This window comes from Mycoplasma crocodyli MP145, from assembly GCF_000025845.1.
GTDB lineage: Bacteria > Bacillota_I > Bacilli_A > Mycoplasmatales > Metamycoplasmataceae > Mycoplasmopsis > Mycoplasmopsis crocodyli.
The window spans coordinates 751,261-771,317 of sequence record NC_014014.1 but is presented as its reverse complement, the minus strand read 5'-3'; the positions used below and the strand labels follow the sequence as shown (position 1 = coordinate 771,317).

The 20,057-nt window shown below is 28.1% G+C and carries 14 protein-coding genes; 3 read left to right on the top strand and 11 right to left on the bottom strand.

Annotated features, from left to right (window positions below; translation table 4 throughout):
* Positions 1 to 106 precede the first annotated feature (106 nt).
* Positions 107 to 2,047, top strand: coding sequence for a DNA topoisomerase subunit B (locus MCRO_RS03345; RefSeq protein ID WP_013054194.1), 1,941 nt, complete (start codon positions 107 to 109; stop codon positions 2,045 to 2,047).
* Between the two features lie 183 nt (positions 2,048 to 2,230).
* Here MCRO_RS03345 and MCRO_RS03340 read toward each other — a convergent pair whose 3' ends face one another.
* The gene (locus tag MCRO_RS03340) at positions 2,231 to 2,986 is read right to left on the bottom strand and encodes a type I phosphomannose isomerase catalytic subunit (RefSeq protein ID WP_013054152.1); all 756 of its coding nucleotides are present in this window, start codon (positions 2,984 to 2,986) and stop codon (positions 2,231 to 2,233) included.
* Positions 2,987 to 3,143: 157 nt separating this feature from the next.
* On the opposite strand from MCRO_RS03340, the gene rpmB reads away from it, so the two are divergent.
* Together rpmB and MCRO_RS03330 are read left to right on the top strand one after the other, a co-directional pair.
* Positions 3,144 to 3,335: a 50S ribosomal protein L28 gene (gene rpmB, locus MCRO_RS03335; RefSeq protein ID WP_013054373.1), complete on the top strand. Its 192-nt coding sequence runs from the start codon at positions 3,144 to 3,146 to the stop codon at positions 3,333 to 3,335.
* 274 nt (positions 3,336 to 3,609) lie between these two features.
* A complete protein-coding gene (locus MCRO_RS03330; RefSeq protein WP_013054291.1) occupies positions 3,610 to 7,602 on the top strand; it encodes a discoidin domain-containing protein in 3,993 nt (1,330 codons plus the stop codon).
* Positions 7,603 to 7,645: 43 nt separating this feature from the next.
* Here the strand turns inward: MCRO_RS03330 and MCRO_RS03325 are convergent, their stop codons facing one another.
* The 10 genes from MCRO_RS03325 to MCRO_RS03280 form a co-directional block, all read right to left on the bottom strand.
* A complete protein-coding gene (locus tag MCRO_RS03325) occupies positions 7,646 to 8,632 on the bottom strand; it encodes a 2-hydroxyacid dehydrogenase (RefSeq protein ID WP_013054136.1) in 987 nt (328 codons plus the stop codon).
* 22 nt (positions 8,633 to 8,654) lie between these two features.
* The gene (locus tag MCRO_RS03320; RefSeq protein ID WP_238523090.1) at positions 8,655 to 9,884 is read right to left on the bottom strand and encodes an AEC family transporter; all 1,230 of its coding nucleotides are present in this window, start codon (positions 9,882 to 9,884) and stop codon (positions 8,655 to 8,657) included.
* Between the two features lie 130 nt (positions 9,885 to 10,014).
* Positions 10,015 to 10,944, bottom strand: a complete 930-nt coding sequence (locus tag MCRO_RS03315) for an NAD(P)/FAD-dependent oxidoreductase (protein WP_013054189.1) — start codon at positions 10,942 to 10,944, stop codon at positions 10,015 to 10,017.
* A 10-nt stretch (positions 10,945 to 10,954) separates the two neighbouring features.
* On the bottom strand, positions 10,955 to 11,941 hold the full coding sequence (lgt, locus tag MCRO_RS03310; RefSeq protein ID WP_013054589.1) for a prolipoprotein diacylglyceryl transferase: 987 nt from the start codon (positions 11,939 to 11,941) through the stop codon (positions 10,955 to 10,957).
* On the bottom strand, positions 11,941 to 12,867 hold the full coding sequence (gene hprK / locus MCRO_RS03305; protein WP_013054699.1) for an HPr(Ser) kinase/phosphatase: 927 nt from the start codon (positions 12,865 to 12,867) through the stop codon (positions 11,941 to 11,943). The genes lgt and hprK overlap by 1 nt, the downstream gene beginning before the upstream one ends.
* 49 nt (positions 12,868 to 12,916) lie before the next feature.
* Entirely contained in the window at positions 12,917 to 15,772 is a 2,856-nt protein-coding gene (gene uvrA, locus MCRO_RS03300; RefSeq protein WP_013054396.1) for an excinuclease ABC subunit UvrA, read from the bottom strand.
* 10 nt (positions 15,773 to 15,782) lie between these two features.
* The gene (locus MCRO_RS03295) at positions 15,783 to 16,298 is read right to left on the bottom strand and encodes a hypothetical protein (protein WP_013054491.1); all 516 of its coding nucleotides are present in this window, start codon (positions 16,296 to 16,298) and stop codon (positions 15,783 to 15,785) included.
* Between the two features lie 73 nt (positions 16,299 to 16,371).
* Entirely contained in the window at positions 16,372 to 18,345 is a 1,974-nt protein-coding gene (gene uvrB / locus MCRO_RS03290; protein ID WP_013054472.1) for an excinuclease ABC subunit UvrB, read from the bottom strand.
* 116 nt (positions 18,346 to 18,461) lie between these two features.
* Positions 18,462 to 19,346 (bottom strand): hypothetical protein, encoded by an 885-nt coding sequence (locus tag MCRO_RS03285; protein WP_013054782.1) that lies wholly within the window; start codon positions 19,344 to 19,346, stop codon positions 18,462 to 18,464.
* A gap of 3 nt (positions 19,347 to 19,349) precedes the next feature.
* Positions 19,350 to 20,015: a hypothetical protein gene (locus MCRO_RS03280; RefSeq protein ID WP_013054313.1), complete on the bottom strand. Its 666-nt coding sequence runs from the start codon at positions 20,013 to 20,015 to the stop codon at positions 19,350 to 19,352.
* Between the last annotated feature and the right edge of the window lie 42 nt (positions 20,016 to 20,057).

The following is a 20,057-nucleotide window of genomic DNA, read 5'->3' as shown; positions in this document are numbered from 1 at the left end:
TAATTATATTTTTCTATCATTTAATAACTATAATTTTCTTATATTTAAGTATGATGAATTTGCTTATTTAATATATAATATAAATAATATTTCAAAAGGTGGAACTATGGAAAAAAACAATAATTATGAAGCAAGTAATATCAAATTTCTAGAAGGTTTAGAACACGTTAGAAGAAGACCTGGTATGTACATTGGTACAACTTCGAAAGATGGGCTACACCATATGATTTGAGAAATTGTAGATAACTCAGTTGATGAAGCTATGGCTGGTTTTGCTAATATAATTCAAATCACAATAACTGATGATGATAGAATAATAGTTGAAGATAATGGGCGTGGAATTCCGGTTGGAATACATGAGCGTTTTGGAATAAGCGCTCTTGAAGTTGTTTTAACAAAACTTAATGCCGGAGGAAAATTTGAAAGCAATGCTTACAAGGTTTCAGGAGGACTTCACGGAGTTGGGGCTAGTGTAGTTAACGCACTTAGTGATTCAATGAAGGCTTGAGTAAAAAGAGAAGGAAAAATTCACTTTGCTGAGTTTGCTAATGGTGGTGTTACTATTAAATCAACAGAAGTTATAGGAACATATGAAGGTGATTCAAGCGGAACCAAAATTGAATTTCATCCAGATTTTACCATTATGGAAAAAGTTCCTTTTGATAAAGAACTTGTTGTCGACCATGCTAAGCAAATTGCACACCTTAACAAAGGACTTTTTGTAAGTGTTAAAGATTTAAGAGACAATACTTATGAAGAATTCAAATTTGACAATGGAATTATTGACTATGTTAATGAGTTAAATGAAGGTTATACACCAATCAACCAGGAAGTTATTTTCGCAGAAGGAACATATTTATCAGTTCACAATGGAAACGAAAGAAGTATTGGTGTTGAAATAGCGGCACAATATTTAAGTGATTTTCCTAGAAGCAATATTATTTCATATGCAAATAACATTGCTACTCATGAAGGTGGAACTCATGTTTCTGGTTTCTACGATTCAGTTATGAGAATTGTGAATAATTATGCAATTGAAAACGGAATAATTAAAAATGAAGCAGAAAAATTTTCAAGAGAAGATCTAACCGAAGGGCTTACAGCAATTATTTCGGTAAAACATCCAGATCCACAATTCGAAGGTCAAACTAAAGGTAAACTTGGTTCTAAGGATGCTAGAATGGCCGTTAATAAAGTGTTTTCAGAAGTATTCGAAAGACTGTTAAATGAAAATCCCGTTCTATCTAAAAAGATAATAGAAAATGCGGTTTATGCTCGTAAAGGAAGACTTGCTGCTAATGCAGCTAGAGATAATGCAAAAAGAAAAAGTGCATTTGACAATGGAGGTCTTCCTGGAAAATTAGCTGATTGTGCTTCAAAGAATGCAGAAGTTTCAGAATTATATTTAGTCGAAGGTAATTCAGCTGGTGGTAGTGCTAAAATGGGAAGAGATAGAAATACACAAGCTATTTTACCACTTAGAGGAAAGGTGCTTAATGTAGAAAGAGCAAGACAAGATAGGGTTGTTAATAATGAAGAAATTATGTCGCTTGTAACAGCGCTTGGTACAAGTTTAGGTGATACGTTTAATATCAATAAATTAAGGTATCATAAAATTGTTATAATGACCGATGCTGACGTTGATGGAGCTCACATTAGAACGTTGTTATTAACCTTCTTCTACCGTTATTTTAAACCACTAATTGAATATGGTTTTATCTACATTGCTCAACCACCACTTTATAAAATTCAACAAAATAAAACAGTTGAATATGCATATAACGACGCTCAAAAAGACGAAATTATTACAAAGTTAAATCCAACACAAAAAATCAATATTCAACGTTACAAAGGACTTGGAGAAATGGATCCAGAACAATTGTGAGAAACCACAATGGATCCTAAAAACAGAAAAATGCTTCAGGTTCAAATAGAAGATGCTTATAAAGCAGATTGAGCATTCTCAACTCTTATGGGTGAAAATGTTGAACCAAGAAGAGAATTTATAGAAAAGAATGCAAAATACGTAAAGAACATCGATCTATAATTTATAATCTCATCAATATAATAATGATGAGATTTTTTTATAAGTAAAATTGTGATTTTAATGTTATAAAATGCTTAAATTAACTTGATTTTTACATTTTCAAAAACAACTAATTTTTAGAAAAACATTTATTTTTAAAAAATAAAAACCACTATGCACAAGGCAAATGTGGTTTTTTGATTTCTAAATTTCTTCTACAAAAAATACTGTATCTTTATTAAGTTTTTCATCCTTTAAAATTTCTTCTGCAAAATATTCATCGTTAGAATTAATGATAGCAACACCATCACTTGGAGCAACTTTTACATCACTTAATAAGTGCAATTTGTAGTATTCTGTTTTATAAATTAATGTTTCATTTTCTATTGAAGGTTTAACTTTGTAATTAAGATCTTTAATTGATTTTAGAGCTTTATTTACATGTAAATCTCTAAAATTACCATTCTTATCTTTTCGGTTATAATCTCAAAATCTATATGTAACATCAGATGGTTGTTGAACCTCAAGAACTGTGATTCCGGAAGCGTTTGGTCTTCCTATTCCATGAACCAGGCCGGCTGGAATATCTATAAATTGTCCAATTTTTGGCTTAATAACTTTTAGGTATTTGTCTATGGTTTTATTTTGAAGAGCTTGTTCTATAACTTTTTGGTCATGATTATTAAGACCCACTACTAATTCACTTTTTTCATTACAATCTAAAACTAATCAAGATTCACTTTTTCCATTGTCTTGATTTTCTAATTCCTTAGCTAGTTCATTATCAGGATGTACTTGTATTGAAAGTGGGTCATTAGCCTTAATAATTTTTATTAAAGGACCTCTTGAAACATAACCGCTTTTATCTTCATATTGAGTAGGTGCTTCTTTTAAAGGCGAATACAATCATATTTCATAACCTCATATTTTTTCATGTTTAACTGGTATTACTTTTTTCATATTTTAATTTTAACATTTACCATAAAATATTCAATTTAAAACATAATAGATTCATAAACAATTTTTATTTAATAAATTAACAATTTTGTTCTTATGAAAAAAATATTTTAAGGTATAATCTAAAAGCAATTATTAGCTAATATGAAAGGAGCTCAAAATGTCAAGAGTAGACGTACTAACTGGTAGAGGTCCACAAACAGGAAACAAACGTTCACACGCACTGAACGCTACCAAAAGAAAATTCAATGTTAACTTACAAAAAATTAAGTTAAATTTAGATGGTCAAAGAGTTACTGTAAGAGTAAGTGCAAAGACCATTAAAACCTTAAAAACAAAAGGTTTAGTATAACAAAAAACCCGTTCTGATCAAACGCGTTTTTTTATGCATTTTTATTAAAAAAAGCAACTTTTAACTATTTATTTTTTTATCTATATATCTTTAATTATTCATTGAATTATTTGGAGATATATTTTTTTCATTATACATATGATTTCTTTATAAAAGAAAAAGTAAAAACTTATTTATTTGCACTATTTAGGACGTTAATATATTTTTTTACTTAAAAATCAACTTTGAAATAGATGATATTATTATGGTGTAATCATTTCCAAAGGAGAAAACAATGCAAAAAAATAAAAAAGTTTTTTGGTTAAATGTAGGACTTGTGAACTTATCTATTCCATTTGTAATAGCAAGTTGCAACCCTTCAAATAACAATAAAAAAGAGAATACTGTTTCAACTGATGTGGCAACAAATTCTTCTTTTAACCCTGGAGTTCATACTCTTAAAAAAGAAAGTGAATCTGTTAATTTTGATGATAGAAAACCTTCAATACCAAACGAAAATAAAGAAGTTAATACTAATAAAGTACCTGATGAAATTAATAAAAATCTAGATAATAAAATAGAAACTTCATCGCGTGAAAATGTTAATAAAGATACTAATGAGAACGATAAAAATATAGATAATCTAGATAATAAAATAGAAACTTCAAATTATACAAATAATAATGAAGATCATGAAGAGAAAATAAATGATATTATTGAGATTATAAAACCTAATATTCAAGATGAATATATTTATTTAGATGAACTTGAATTTGTAAATACACCTTTTTATAAAATTAATAAAAATATTTCTTATGGTAATCAAAAATTAGAATTAAAAATTAATGGAAAATATAAAAGCTTTATTAAAGGCATTGGGGCTCATGCAAATAATTCAGTTAATCCCAACTTTGCTATTGTGGATATTAGTAATAAAAATTATAAATATTTTGAAGCTTACTATGGGGTTAATCCTTCTTTTAGAGGGAAAGCAACTGGAATGAAATTTGAAATATCAGGTTCATATGACAATGAAAACTGAGAAGTTTTAACAAAAGATGAAGAATCTTTAACTGAAGAATCTGAAGCAAAAAAAGTTAAGTTTGATGTTGGAAGTTATAACTTTATAAAATTTAATTTTATTAATACTGGAAGTAGAAATTCTTATAATCATGGAACTATAGCTGATGGTATTTTCTACAAAGAAAACTACCATAAAGTTTTCCATGAAAACATTGAAAACTTATTAAATGTTGATGAATATAATAAATTATTAAGAAGTTTTGATTATCAAAATAAAGCACTAAATATAAAATCAATTGAGAATGAAATAATTAAAAAAGAGTTTTTAGCAAAACTTCCTAAAGAAGATGTGCTTAATGTTATTAATACTAATGAAAATTACTATGATGCAGCAAAGTGATTATTTTCTAATGATGCTGACGCTAAAAGTTTATTTAATGAATATGCACGTTTTTATGACTTAGGTTGAAGATCGCATGGTAACTTTGCTCGTACATTTAAACTTTTACTTGATTTAATCATTGAACATAAAGCTGATTTTACAACTAATTATGTAGAGAAAAAAGAATGATTAAAAACTAATGTTGAAAGAAAACATGTTTATCAAAAATTAGCTGCTGCAACAGCCATAATTTTCGCAGAAGATTTAAGAGATAATTTTAACTACCAAAGCAATAACTTTTTAACAAGATATCGAATATTTAAAGAATTAAGACAAGAAGATGATTTAGAAGATCAAAAAGAACATTTAAAGAAAATGAAAGATGCGCTTGATATGCTAAATTCTCATGAAGATAAAAATCAAAAAGAAATTACTAGACTTCAAAATATTATTGCTAAATTAGAAGAACAACTTCGTTTAAATGTTATACATCCGAAATTAAATATTGAGTTATTTGATAACTTAAGTGTTGAACATATGCGTTGAGTTGTAAACGCTAATTCTGCTGATGAAGAAATTAAATGATTAAATTGGATGTCGAGAAGAAGAAGTAATTTTGACGGAAGATTTTCAATTGGTGGATATGATTTTGTAAGTTATACGACTGGTGATGCTCATGATAAATACTATAAAAAACATGAATTGTATCAAGGAGATAAATCGGCTACAGCAATTGAAGAATGAAACAAAATGGATCTTAAATGATCACTTTCTAAGTTTGGAATTAAAAACGATGGAATACCAAGAAACTGAGTTAGGTTCGAAGTTGGACAAGTTTGCAGTGGAATTAGCTTTAATGGAGTAGCTGTTCTTTCGTCAACTGGATATCCTTCAACTGTCGTAGGACAGCCAGGACATGCAGCTTATTTAAATCTTAAATTCACAGAAGGAAACTTAAATAATTACTGAAACATCGATAATAAAGTTGGTGGATGAAATCAAGCTGAAAAAGGTGAAAGAATGATGCTTAATTGAAGAAGCAAAAGAGATGGTAATGACTATTTTGAAAATAATGTTAATTACATTCAATTAGCTGAACAAGCTTTAAATATCAAGAATAGAGATAAGTTCTACGAATCAAATCTTTATTTATCTCTTGAATTTGAAGATATGACCTTTGAGCAAAAAGAAGAACTTTACAAAAAAACTTTATCAGTTTTTTCGGGAAACTACAATGCATGAGATAAATTAGTGAGACTATATAAGTCAGATATAAGTAAAAAAACCGATGAACAAATCAAGCAATTTGCAATTGATTTAATTCTTGCTCTTAAAGGGAATGTATTTGTTTATAGAACATTATTAAAATCATTAATGGACTCTAAATCAGAAGATGCTTCATTAAAATTTACTGTTGATCACTTGGTATCTGAACAAATCAAACACGATGGTTTATTAGGTAAAGAAGATAGATTAGATTACTGAATTTTAAAAGAACAATCAAGGCAAGCACTTAATAACCAAGTTGGTGAATTAGCTTCATTTTCATTTGATGGTACTGATGATCCGCTTCTTGTTGGTACAGATACTAAACAAGCAATTGTATTTAATATAATTTACCATAATAGTGCTTCAAGATTTAGATATAGTTTAGATTGTGGTGTTACATGACATTCAACAGATCAAAGAGTTCATAAACTAACGGATGCTGAATTAGCTGAATTATTTAAAAATGAATGTGACTTGCTTGTAGGGATATATGGAACTGAAACAACTTTTAACATCAAAATTAATAAAGTTGTTTTAGAAAGAAAAAACTATAATTTTAATGAATTACAAAGAAGAGTAGTTGGTGAAAATGCTGAAAAATTAGTTTGAACATACGACAATCATTTATCTACAAGTCAATGAAAAACATTTGATCAAGAATTACCGTTAAAAAATGAAAATACAACAATTTATGTAAAAATGTTGGCTAAAATGTCTGACTTCGAAAGTAACACGATTCCTTATTTAATAACAGCTTATGACAAAGACAGTGATTTATTTATTAGAAACAATACTTACATTTTAACCGCTTCAAAATCACAAGGCGGATTAGATATTAAATTTGCAAATGATGGGCTTGAAAATAAATATTATCATTCAATTTATTCTGGTTTACCAGTAGAAGAATTAGCATTTAAATATGAATTTAATGCACCTCAAAGAGTTGACTATATTGATTACTTACCTCATAACGGAAACGGAACAATTTTAGAAGCTGATATAATGGTTTCTGATGATGATAAAACCTATGAAAAAATAGGAACATACTCAGGTAATTCGGCTCGCCAATGAAAGAAAATTAATGTTAAAATGACAAAAGCTTACAAGTATTTGAAAATCCAAGCAACCAAAGTTCATGGAGATAAATATTTAAATGCTAATGAATTAAACTTATTTGGATATTCTGCTAAGTATTCAAAAATGGAAACAAGCGAATTTGAATATAAAACAAATTCAGAAGAGAATAATTCTTATTCAAAATTATCGAATGCTTTTAATAATAATCCTTACATAATTTGACATTCAAAATATGATAGATCTCTTAAAGATTCAACTTATATTGAAATTGATTTTAAGGATAACCAAAACATTGATTCAATTAAGTTGAGTCCAAGACAAGATGTAAGTTCTGGTTTTATTACGAAAGTGAATATTCTTGTTAAGGAAGGAAATGAATGAGTTTCATTTAAAGAAAACTACACAATGGATGCTGATTCTAAAACTAAGAAAATTGCAATTAATAAAGATAACATCAAAGGAATAAAATTAGAACTTAAAGGTTCAAATGATGAACACTATGCATTAAGTAATATTGAAATTCTAAAAAAGATTTAAAAATTAAATAAAAACACGCCTATATTTAGACGTGTTTTTTTTGTTATATTTTGTTTTTGCAATTTTTGGTTTCTATATATTCTTTAAGATTCTCATAAGATGTTTCAATCATATTTAATGCTGCTTCGTCTGTGTAAGAACCAACATGTGGGGTTAAAACGAAACGAGGATATAAAGACATTAATTCTTCAATCACTGGATCTTCATATTTCTTTAATTCTTTGAAAAAGTATTTGCCTTCTTCATTTAAAACGTCAGTTGCAACAGCACTTAGTTTTCCACTTTTAAGAGCATTTAAGATTTCTTTTTCATCTTGTATTTGACCACGTGAGGTGTTAACTAGGATTGCTCCATCTTTCATTTTTGAGATAAAGTCTTTACCAATCATTTTTTCGTTAACTCCATTTATGTATGGGGTATGAACTGAAATAATGTCGCTTCTCTTAAGTAACTCATCAAGACTTACAAAATCAACAACTTCCTTAGCTTCATTGCTTGGATAAGGATCATAACCTAAAACATTTGGACTAAATGCTTTAAACATTTTAGCGGCTGCTAATCCAATCTTGCCAACGCTGACAACACCAATGGTTGAATTTTTTAATTCTTTAGAAAATCCAAATGGATCGACAACAAAGTTTTTGTTTCTTCCTTTTTCAGCAAAGTGTAATGATTTACGAGAAAGCATGTGAGCTAATGAAAAGGCTAATTCTGCGATTGCTGTTGGTGAATATGAAGGAACTCTAGCCATCATAAAACCAAGTTCATGTGCTGCATTTAAATCAATATGATTTGTTGCAACTGTTCTAGTTAATAAATATCTTACTCCATAATCTCAAATTGTTTTTAGAAGTGACGAATCAAGAGTGTCGTTTGCTCTAACAATTAAACAATCAAACCCTTTAACTAAATGAATGTTTTCTTTACTTAATCCTTCAGAATAGTATGTTAATTCATATCCGAATTTATTATTTATTTTTTCAAAAATAGGAGCTTCAACTTCTCTTACTCTAAATGTTATAATTTTCATATTTAACTATACCACAGCGTTTTTAGATTAATAACCCAAAAACAACTTCACATAATATAACTCAAACAGGTATCATAACTACAGCACATAGTGTTGATATTGCTGAACAACGTGCTGCTAAGTTTGAACATTTATTTTCACCTAAACAGAATGCAACTGCAACTGTTGCTGGTGGAGTTGCGGCGAATATTACCATTGCTATTGCAATGTTTTTAGGCATTTCTGGTGATTTAACATCGGTAGGTAATGCATTTGTTTTTAGCAGTATTGCAAAGATTGCAAATATAAATGCAGGTAATAAAATTAATTTCATTGCTGAATAAATTCAAGCTCATTTATCTGTAAATGCATCTTTTAATTTTGTACCGGCAAGAGTCATACCAATAACTATTCAAATTAATGGTGAACATAATGCACTTAGTACATCAACTGTTTTATAAATTCATGGTGCTGTTGTCCCTAATTGGAATCATCCAACCATAACTTCTTTTCCTGCAGGTCCTTGTTTTCAACTTGCTCCAGGTATTAATTGGGTTAATCATAAAACTAAACCTAATAATGTTGCAATAATAATTGGGTTTAAAAATGTAGTTTTCATTGATTGTTTAATGTTTGCTTTATCAAGTTTTAACCCTTTAATTTGCATAAAACAAACTGAATATAAGAATATTCTATATGGAATATTTCACATGTTAGCTGCTAATAATCCACCATTTTTATATAGTTGGTTAATAATAGGCATTCCAAAGAATGTTGTCGAACCAAATATAATTAACATTCATAAAACTAATGGACGGTATTTTTTATCAACATCTTCTTGAGACATTCCTGATACTTGACCCATTAGAGAATCTCCTGTTGCGTTAACAACAGTTTTTGGTAATAATCTAGGCATATATTTTACTCATAATATAGCAACTGCTAAAAGTACTATATAGAAAGCAAAAGCAATCCCTAGAACGATAGCTTGTTGTTGTAAATCAACAAGACTATTTTTTGCCATGAACCCTTTTAAGGCTAAGGCAGGCAATCCCACTTTCATAACAACAGCGGTAATAGCACCTTTTCATTCTAATTTAAACCACTTCATTTTTACAAGAATGTATCCTAGTGCAATAATTAAAATACTTGCTAGAATAGCTCCTCATAATGTTTGGTTTGTTAGAACTTTAATCAATTGTTCTGAAACACTTGATTTAGATCCTGTTGTTGATGTAGCAGAAGAAAATAACATAGTAGCGTTATTTATCATTTTACTCCTTCATGTAGTATAATTCTACATTTTAATTTTACCATTTAACTTGTTAGTTAATAATGGAATTGATAAAATGAAAAAATAAAATCAAACCACCTATTTTTTATGGTTTGATTTGGAAATGTGATTATTGTTTTTCACTTGAAAGATAATCGCTAATATTTTTAGCAGCTATAGCACCATCGCTTGCAGCTGTAACAATTTGTCTAATATTTTTAACTCTAATATCACCAGCAGCATAAATTCCGGGAACTTTTGTTTGCATTTCTTCGTTTGTAAGAATAAAGCCATTTTCTTCTAGAACACCTAGTCCAGCAGCAAATGATGCAGCAGGTTCAAGTCCGATATATGGGAAAAATGATGACACTTCAATTGTAGTTAATTTTCCATTTTTATCTTTAATTGTAGCCTTTTGAAGTCTTTGATCTCCTTCAATTTGAGTAATTTGACTTTCTCTAAAAATCTTAACATTATCTAATTTTAACAAGTCATCAACAAGTCTTTTTTCTGCTGTGAAATCTGTATCTTTAATAACCAAATTAACTTCTGATGCTATTTTTGAAAGATATACCGATTCTTCAACTGCACTATTTCCACCACCTAAAACTAAAGTTGGTGTTTTTCCATAAATAGGACCATCACATATTGCACAGAAACTAACACCTTTATCAATAAATTTGTCTATGTTTTTTATAAAGGTAGGAATTTTGTTTTTCATTCCCGAAGCAATTAAAACTGTTTTTGATAAAACTTTTGAACCATCGGCTAATTCAATTTCTTTTAAAAAATCACCTTTATTTATTATGTTTTTAACTTCTCCATAGATGTATTTGGCTCCGTATTCTTGAGCGTGCTCAAAAAATTTAGTTGCCATTTGTCAACCTTCCATATTGCCTAAACCAATTCAGTTCTCGATTTTTGAAGTAGCTGAAAGTTTTCCTCCAGGTGCAGACTTTTCAATAAAAGCAACATTTAAATTTGCTCTTGATGCATATAATGCAGCGTTTAAACCAGCAGGACCAGATCCTACTATTAATAAATCATAAATATTATTCATGTTTTTACTCCTATATTATTCTTGTTTGTTTTTCATTTATTTTCTTTTTAATTATTTTGATAATATCAGTTCTTTCTACTCATCTTAAATAGTCTTCTTCACGAGCATATTCATATTCAAAATAGTATTTTTTTCATACTTTAACATATTGAATTCTTGATAGAAACTCAAAGTAAACAAACATTAATGTTCCTAAGATTATGAAGATTAATGAAGTAATTGAATATAAAGCAAATGACTCTTGTCTCATGGGTTCCATTACTAAACGAACTATACCATATCATATTAAATAAAATCCTGAAGTTGAACCCGGTTTGAATATTCCGAATAAGTTGAATACTCAAACAATTAATAAATAACCTGCTAAGTTTGCTAAACCTTCATAAAGGAATAGTGGGTATCTATAAGCACCTTGATTTTTTCCTAAAATTGATTCTGAAACACTATCAACTATAAACATATTTTGCGCAAATGACTTTCCAAACACTAATGATGATTTTCCAGTTCAGTCAATTTTTCCATAAAGTTCATGGTTTCCATAGTTTCCTCATCTACCAATTACTTGTCCTATTAAAATTGTAGGTATAATAATGCTCATAGTTTTTCTAATGTCTATAATATCACGTTTAAAATAAACATAAATTAAATCGCATGTAGCAGCCAAGATTATTCCACCTTGAATTGATAGTCCCCCATCTCAGGCGGCATATCAATGACTATTTGCAAAAGGTTTTTCTTCATAAATTAAAGCTTCAACTACATAACCTAATCTTGCTCCAAAAATTGCCGTAGGAACTGTAATTAAAATTAAAGCCATTAAAACTTCGCTTTTGTATTTTTGTCTGGTTCAAAAGAAGGTAATCGTTAAAATTGATGCTATTATCCCAAGCATTATCATTAATGAATAAAGATAAAAATTAAAAGAGCCTATTTTAAAAAGGATAGTTGTATCTCCACCTTTAAATGCATATTCTGGTACTCAACTTGGTTGTTGCATTATTTTTCACCTCCTCTTTCAGCTATTTCTTTAAGCACATCAACACCATCATGTCTTGCTAAATATGTACTTACAGCGGCTTCAATAAGTGAAGCTGTTGAACCTCCATCTTTAACAGGTATTTGTATTTTTTTGATGTATGTATTGTTAATTGGATATTTTAAGAATTCAATCCCTATTCTATCAAGATCATCTTGATGTTGTTTTTGAACAAGTTCAACAACAAGATTTATTTCACAACTTCTAGCAACAGAAGTTATACCATAAGTATATTTAATATCAATAATTCCAATACCCCTTACTTCTAAGAAGTTTCTTGTGATTTTTGGACATGTTCCAACAAAATGACCACCAGTATCTTTTATAAGTACTGCATCATCAGYGATAAAGACGTGCCCTCTTTGAATTAAATCAAGTGTGGCTTCAGATTTTCCTGAACCAGATGGACCAACTATTAAGACACCAACTCCACCAATTAAAACTAAACAACCATGCACTTGCACTTCTTCCAAGTAAAAGTTATTTAAATAAGCACCTATTGTTGTACTTATTACAGCTGTTGATGAATTAGGAAGAATACAAACAGGAATTCTATATTTATTAGCAACTTCTATAATTCACTTGGTAGGTAATGTTGTAAGTCCCCTTGATAAAATTACAAAAGGTGGTTTGTATTGAAACACACTTTCAATAGCTTCAATACTTTTTTGTTTTCCAATTGAAGTGAATCATTTGCTTTCAGTAGTTCCTCAACAAATAACATTATGACCAATTCGATCATTTTGAATTTGTTGTGTTAATTCAAKACCCACCCTTTTAATAGCTGGTGAAAGCACATCTAAATAATTTGGATCACATTCTGGATTAGCTATTTCAAGACCGAATCTTTCAATAATTAATTTTATACTTATGGCTTTTTTAATCATTTCTTACCTCAATATTTATAATAATTATTTTACTTTATTATTTAAATATTTAAGGTAATATTTTTGCCAAAAATTGACCTGTATAACTGTTTGGATTTTGAGCTACTTGTTCAGGTGTTCCAGAAGCTACAACTCTTCCTCCATTGATTCCACCATCAGGTCCTAAATCAATAATGTGATCACAGCATTTTATAATATCGAGATTATGTTCTATTACTAATACACTATCTCCATTATCAACAATTCTATTAAGAATTTTGATTAATTTTTTAACATCATGAGTGTGTAAACCTGTTGTTGGCTCATCTAAAACAAACAGTGTTTTTCCTGTTGGTTTCTTTTGTAGGTGTGCAGCTAATTTAACTCTTTGTGCTTCACCACCTGATAATGTTGTGGAATTCTGACCTAGTTTAATATAACCTAAACCAACATCGAAAAGTGTTTGTAATTTAACCATTATTTTAGCTTTGTTTTTAAAAACATCAAGTGCTTCTTCAACAGATAAATTAAGTACATCATAAATGTTTTTGTTATGATACTTAATTTCTAATGTTTCCCTATTATAGCGCTTTCCATCACATTGATCACAATTAATATAAACGTCTGGTAAGAAGTGCATTTCAATTTTTATAAGACCATCACCCTGACATTTTTCGCAGCGTCCACCAGGAACATTGAAACTAAATCTTCCTTTCGAATATCCTCTTGTTCTTGATTCGTTTGCGGCTGCAAAAATATCTCTTATTTCATCAAAAACTCCCGTATACGTAGCCGGATTAGAACGAGGTGTTCTCCCTATTGGGCTTTGGTTAATTTGAATAACTTTATCTACATCAAAAAGACCTGAAACAGAATCATAATCAGCTTTTTTAACACTTGATTTAAACGAAATGCTAAATGGATTATTTTCAGAACCGTTTAATTCATTTACTAAAATAGTATTTACTAAAGTTGATTTTCCTGAACCGCTAACTCCAGTTACACCAACTAGTTTCCCGAGAGGAATAGTTACATCAATATCTTTTAAATTATTTTCACGTGCACCTTTAATGATTAATTTTTTTCCATTTCCACTTCTTCTAAATGAAGGAATTGGAATTTCTCATTCTTTAGATAAATATTTTCCTGTTATTGATTCAGAACTTTTACAAATATCATCCACTGTTCCTTGAGCAATAATTTGACCTCCATGAAGTCCTGCTTCAGGTCCGATATCAACTATATGATCTGCTGAAAAAATTGTTTCTTCATCATGCTCAACAACAATTAGTGTATTTCCTAAATCAACCATTTTTCTTAATGTGTCAATTAATTTTAAGTTATCTTTTTGGTGTAACCCTATTGAAGGTTCGTCCAAAACATAAAGAACTCCAGTTAGTTTTGAACCAATTTGAGTAGCTAATCTTATTCTTTGTGCTTCACCTCCGGAAAGTGTTTCAGCATTTCTTGATAGTGTTAAATATTCTAATCCAACATTTTTTAAAAAGTTTAATCTATTTACTAATTCATCTATTATCAAGTGAGATATATTCTTTTCTTGTTCACTTAATTTTGATTTTTCTAATATTAAAAGTGCATCAGAAACTGATAAATTAGAAAAATCAAAAATATTCTTTTCATCTATTTTAACAGCTAAAGCATATTTATTTAATCTTGAACCCTTGCACACTGAACAATCAAAAGTCCCCATGTATTGTTTAATATAATCTCTTACTCTTTCACTACTTGTATCGTAATATTGTCTTTCAATTTTTGTTAGAATTCCATCTAATTTTTTTGTTCTTCTTAATGTATTACCACTTGAAGTTTTAATTGCAAAATCTATTTCTTCTTCTGAACCGTGTTTTAAAATGTCGATTTGCGATTTAGTCAATTCATTAATTGGAACATCAATAGGAATGCTAAATTTATTAAGTAATAATTCAAATTCTTGCCATTCTATATTTAATGTATTAATCATATTTTTAAAATAAATTATTGCACCTTCTTTAATACTTAATTGTTTATTAGGAACTAATGTGTTAAAATCAGGTTTAAATTCTACACCAAGACCTTTGCAATTTTCGCACATCCCATAAGGAGAGTTAAATGAAAAAAGCTTAGTTTCAATTTTAGGCATTTCAAAATCTTTATATATGCAACTATAGTTTTTTGAATACATTTTTATTTCATTAGTATCAATGTTTTCAACTTTAACATTACCACCAGATTTTTCAATACATATATCAACAGCTTCAGCAATTTCTGAATATTTTTCTTCTGTTAATGCTGCTCTTATAATCATTAAATCAATACTGTGACGTTGATTTTTATCAAGATCAATTTGATCATCTAAAGTATATATTTTGTCATCAATTTTTACCCTTATATAACCTTCTTGTTTTAATTTTGAAAGTAAATTTTGATGTGTTCCTTTTTCTCCATCAACTAATGGTGCATATAAAATAAGTTTTGAATTTGGCTTATTTTGATAAATAGAATCAATAATATCTTTTGTTGTTTGACCAGATACTTGTATGTTATGTTTAGGGCAAAAAGGCTTACCAATTCTTGCAAATAAAAGTCTAAAATAATCATATATTTCAGTAACTGTTCCAACGGTTGAACGTGGATTATTATGAACTGTCTTTTGCTCAATTGATATAGCAGGAGATAATCCTTCTATACTATCTACATCAGGTTTAGAAGTTCCACCTAAAAACATTCTGGCATATGAACTTAAGCTGTCTACATATCTTCTTCTACCTTCTTCATAAATCGTATTAAATGCTAAAGATGACTTTCCCGAGCCACTTAATCCTGTAAAAACAACTAACTTATTTTTAGGTATAGTGAGTGAAACGTCTTTTAAATTATTTTCTCTAGCACCTTTTACAATTAATTTATTTTGTAGATCTTTTTCCATTTTTTACCTCTTACAACGGAGCATCACATCCATTAAATGGATGAAATTGAAAAGTTGTATTATCTAATTTTTTAATTATTTGATCATCAAATAAATTAAACTCAAGTAACACTAAAAGATCTTTTGAAGTTCCATCTAACTTAAATAAGTTAAATATTTGAGACATTAATTTCATTACATCTCTTGCTCCATATTGTAAATAAACTTCTTCATAAAATTCTTTTAAATTAGTAGTACTTTTTACTAATTCTACATATTTATTTAATTCTTGTGAAAAAGTTTTATTTGTCTTGCCATATTTAAATAATAAATATGATAAAAGAACTGAAAACCTTTCTAAATTTTCCCTAACCATGCTTGAGTTATTGTCGAGTTTAAAGTTTTTTATTTCTTCTTCTAAAGCACCTTCTTCATATTTAAAAAAACTTAACATTTTTTTTAAATCAGCAAATATATCATAAATATCAAGTGTTAAATCATTGATAATATCCTTATTTTCTTTAATTTCGCTTAATGTGTAGTACATTTTCACCTCCCTTTTAGTATAATTCTAACAAAAAGTATAAAATGTTAAGAAAAAAATAGAAAAAAAGCATTTTTTAACTTTTTTCTATTTCAATTATTAAATCTCTAAGTTCAATTGCTCTTTCATAATCAAGATCTTTGGCCGCTTGTTTCATTTGAACCTTGATTTTTTTGATCAGTTCTTCTTTATCTTGTTTGGTAATTTTTTTATCTTTTGCCAATACTGCTTCAAGCGCGTTGTCGATATCGTGTCCTTGAATAGGTTCTGCTATTTCTTTATATATTGTTTGTGGTGTAATATTGTGTTTTTTGTTATATGCAATTTGTAATTCTCGTTTTTCTTTGTTGTCTTCAAAAGTTGCTTTTAAACTTTTTGTTTCAACATCCGCATAAAAAATAACTCTACCATCTTTGTTTCTGGCTGCACGTCCAGCAATCTGGATAAGACTTGATCTATTTCTCATAAATCCTTCCTTATCAGCATCTAAAACAACAACAAGAGAAACTTCTGGTAAGTCAATTCCTTCCCTTAATAAGTTTATTCCGATAACAACATCATAAATCCCTTTTCTTAATTTTCTAAGTATTTCATTACGTTTGAATGTGTCGTATTCAGAATGAATATATGCAGATTTAATATTTCTTTTTTGCATATAAGAAGATAATTCTTCAGCGCTTCTTTTTGTAGTTGTTAAAACAATTGTTCTTTGATTTTTATCATTTTGAATTTTTATCTCATCAAAAATATCTTCAATTTGATTCTTGGTTGGTCTCATTTCTAAAATCGGATCTAATAAACCAGTTGGTCTTACATAAAGTTTTGTGACAAGTCCTTGTGATTGATCGATTTCATATTCATTAGGTGTGGCAGATATATAAATTTTTTGAAAATCAAATGCTTGTTCAAATTCATGGAATTTAAGAGGTCTATTTTCTAGAGCGCTAGGTAGTCTAAAACCATAATTAACTAAAGTTTCTTTTCTTGCTCGATCTCCTTTATACATTCCATGTAGTTGAGGAATCATCATGTGTGATTCATCAAGAAAAATTATCGTATCGTTTGGTAAATAGTCAAATAAAGTAAATGGTCTTTGATTAAAATCTCTACCATCAAGGTACATTGTGTAATTTTCTATTCCACCGCAAAAACCATATTCAGCCATTTCATCCATATCGTTTTTAACGCGTTCACTTATTCTTTGTGCTTCAAGTAGTTTATTATTTTCATTAAAATATTTAATTCTTTGATTTAATTCTTCTTGTATCATAGGAAGAATTTTGTCAAAAATACTATTTTCAACAGTATAAGCTTCACCTGGATAAATAGCATAAACTTTAAACTCTTTTATTATGTTTTTAGTAACTTTATCAACTTTATAAATTGCCTCAATAGTATCGCCAAAAAAATCAATTCTTAATAAAAACTCATCACTATCAGCTGGTGAAATAAAAACCGTATCCCCTCTTACAGCAAAAGTTGCAGGCGGGTTATCTATATCATTTCTATCATATTTTATTTTTATAAGAGTTCTTAAAAACTCTTTAAAATTAAAATCCATTCCTTTAAAAATTTCGAAAATTCCTTTTTGATATTCTTGAGGATTAAGTGCTCCATATATTGAACTTACTGAAGCAACTACAATAGTATCCCTTCTTCTTAAAAGAGAATTAATGGTTGACATTCTAAGTAGTTCTATATCTTGGTTTGTTTTTGATGTTTTTTCAATATATGTATCTGATGTAGGTATATAAGCTTCCGGTCTATAATAATCAAAATAACTAACAAAATATTCCACAGCATTATGTGGAAAAAACGATTTTAGTTCACTATATAACTGACTTGCAAGTGTTTTGTTGTGTGATAAAACTAGAACAGGACGGTCGAAATTTTGGATAACATTTGCTATTGTAAATGTTTTTCCTGAACCGGTAACCCCTTCTAAAACTTGGTGCTTCAGTCCTTCGGCTACTCCTTCACTTAGTTCTTGAATTGCTCTTGGTTGATCTCCACTTGGTTTATAATTCGCTCTTAATTGATATATTGACATAGCTTAATTATAAATTATTGAATTTAAAATATAAATATTACTTAAATATTTAAAATTGAATCAAACACAATAGAAAAGCATTTAAAATTAAGTTCTTTTCTATTGTGTTTGATTCTTTAATTTGTGTCTTTTCTAAGCATCGTGAATTGATATAAATTTATAAGTAATAAAAATCAAATAATAATTATTGAATTAATTATTACAGTCAATTCAAAGGTATAAGGTTGTTTTATTAATGATAAAACTATTAACAATAAAATAAAACTAACCACACCAAATGTAATAAAGGAGATTGCTTTTTTAATATTTTCTGATTTTGTTATTTGACTATACAAAAGGGAAATAGGAACAAATAACATAAAAATTATAAGAGTAGATATAAAATTATATCTTCCACTGTTTTGAGAGTTAAACAATGGCTTGAATACATCATCACTTGATTCTTTTAAGTTTTTGTATGAAACTAAATATATATCGTTATTAACTATTACATAAAATAAATAACCAAAAACAAAATAAATTATTAAATTAGTTATTTTGTTTACATATATAATGTGGTCTTCACGTTGCGTTCCTCTTAGCAATTCTCATATTATTAAATAAATATTTAAAAATATAAAAGTTACTATTATTACTACATGTACATAAAAACTAGGACCACTTGTTCAAATAATTGTAAGAAATATTCATATTAAATTAATAATTATTGTGATACCTAATAAAGCGATGTTTACTATTTTTCATTTACTAAAAATAGTAAACAAAATTATTGCTGTAGATATGATTAGTGATGAAATCAAAAATATTTCAATACTATTTTTCTTTATTTCAAAATATTCAGAATAGTATGATCTGTGCAAAAGTTTATTGGTTATTGGATCTTGATATAAATTTGAATTATAGAAGTTTCTACTTCCGAAAAAAACAATAATTCCAACAATTAGCAAAACAAGTGTAAAAATATTAATTATTTTTTTATTTTTTTGTAGAAGTTTAATCATGTATTACCACCTATAATATCAAAGTCTACTAGAACTTTGTAACCATAAGACAATAATTCCTTTGTTACCTTCTACTTTTAAATTACCATTATTATCTAGAAATTTATCAGATATTACATCACCTATTTTTGAAGATGAGGATGATATTTGTTCGGTTATATAATCTTTTGGTCTTGAACCATGAGTATTATCTAATAATGTGTAATTATAAAAACTAGATTCATTTTCTTTTACAATATTAATTTTTTCATTTAATTTTTCTGATAATTGATAACCTTCATTAATGGTTATAATTTTGTTAGATAACAAATGCTTAAAATGTTTAGAATCAATCTTTTTATAATATTCAAAAGGACCAAAATAATAATTTTCGTTTGAAACAAAAGGGTTTTTTGCGTCTAAAATTGTTTCTACATATCTTTTACTTTTATTGTTATAAATGCAAAAACCATTACCCATACAATTATAAATAAGTTCAAATGTATTATGATTCGATTTTATTTTTTTAATTCTAATATTTGATATATCAACACTCAGTTCATTTGATAAATATTTTTTGTGATTTTTTTCAATGTTGCTTTCATTTTGTAAAGCCATCGAAGTCATTAAAGAAGTCGTTATTAATAATGTATTGAGAAAAAAATAATTAATTAATTTATTATTTTTCATATTATCTCCTTTTTTTGTGTAAACATATACCTAATTATTATA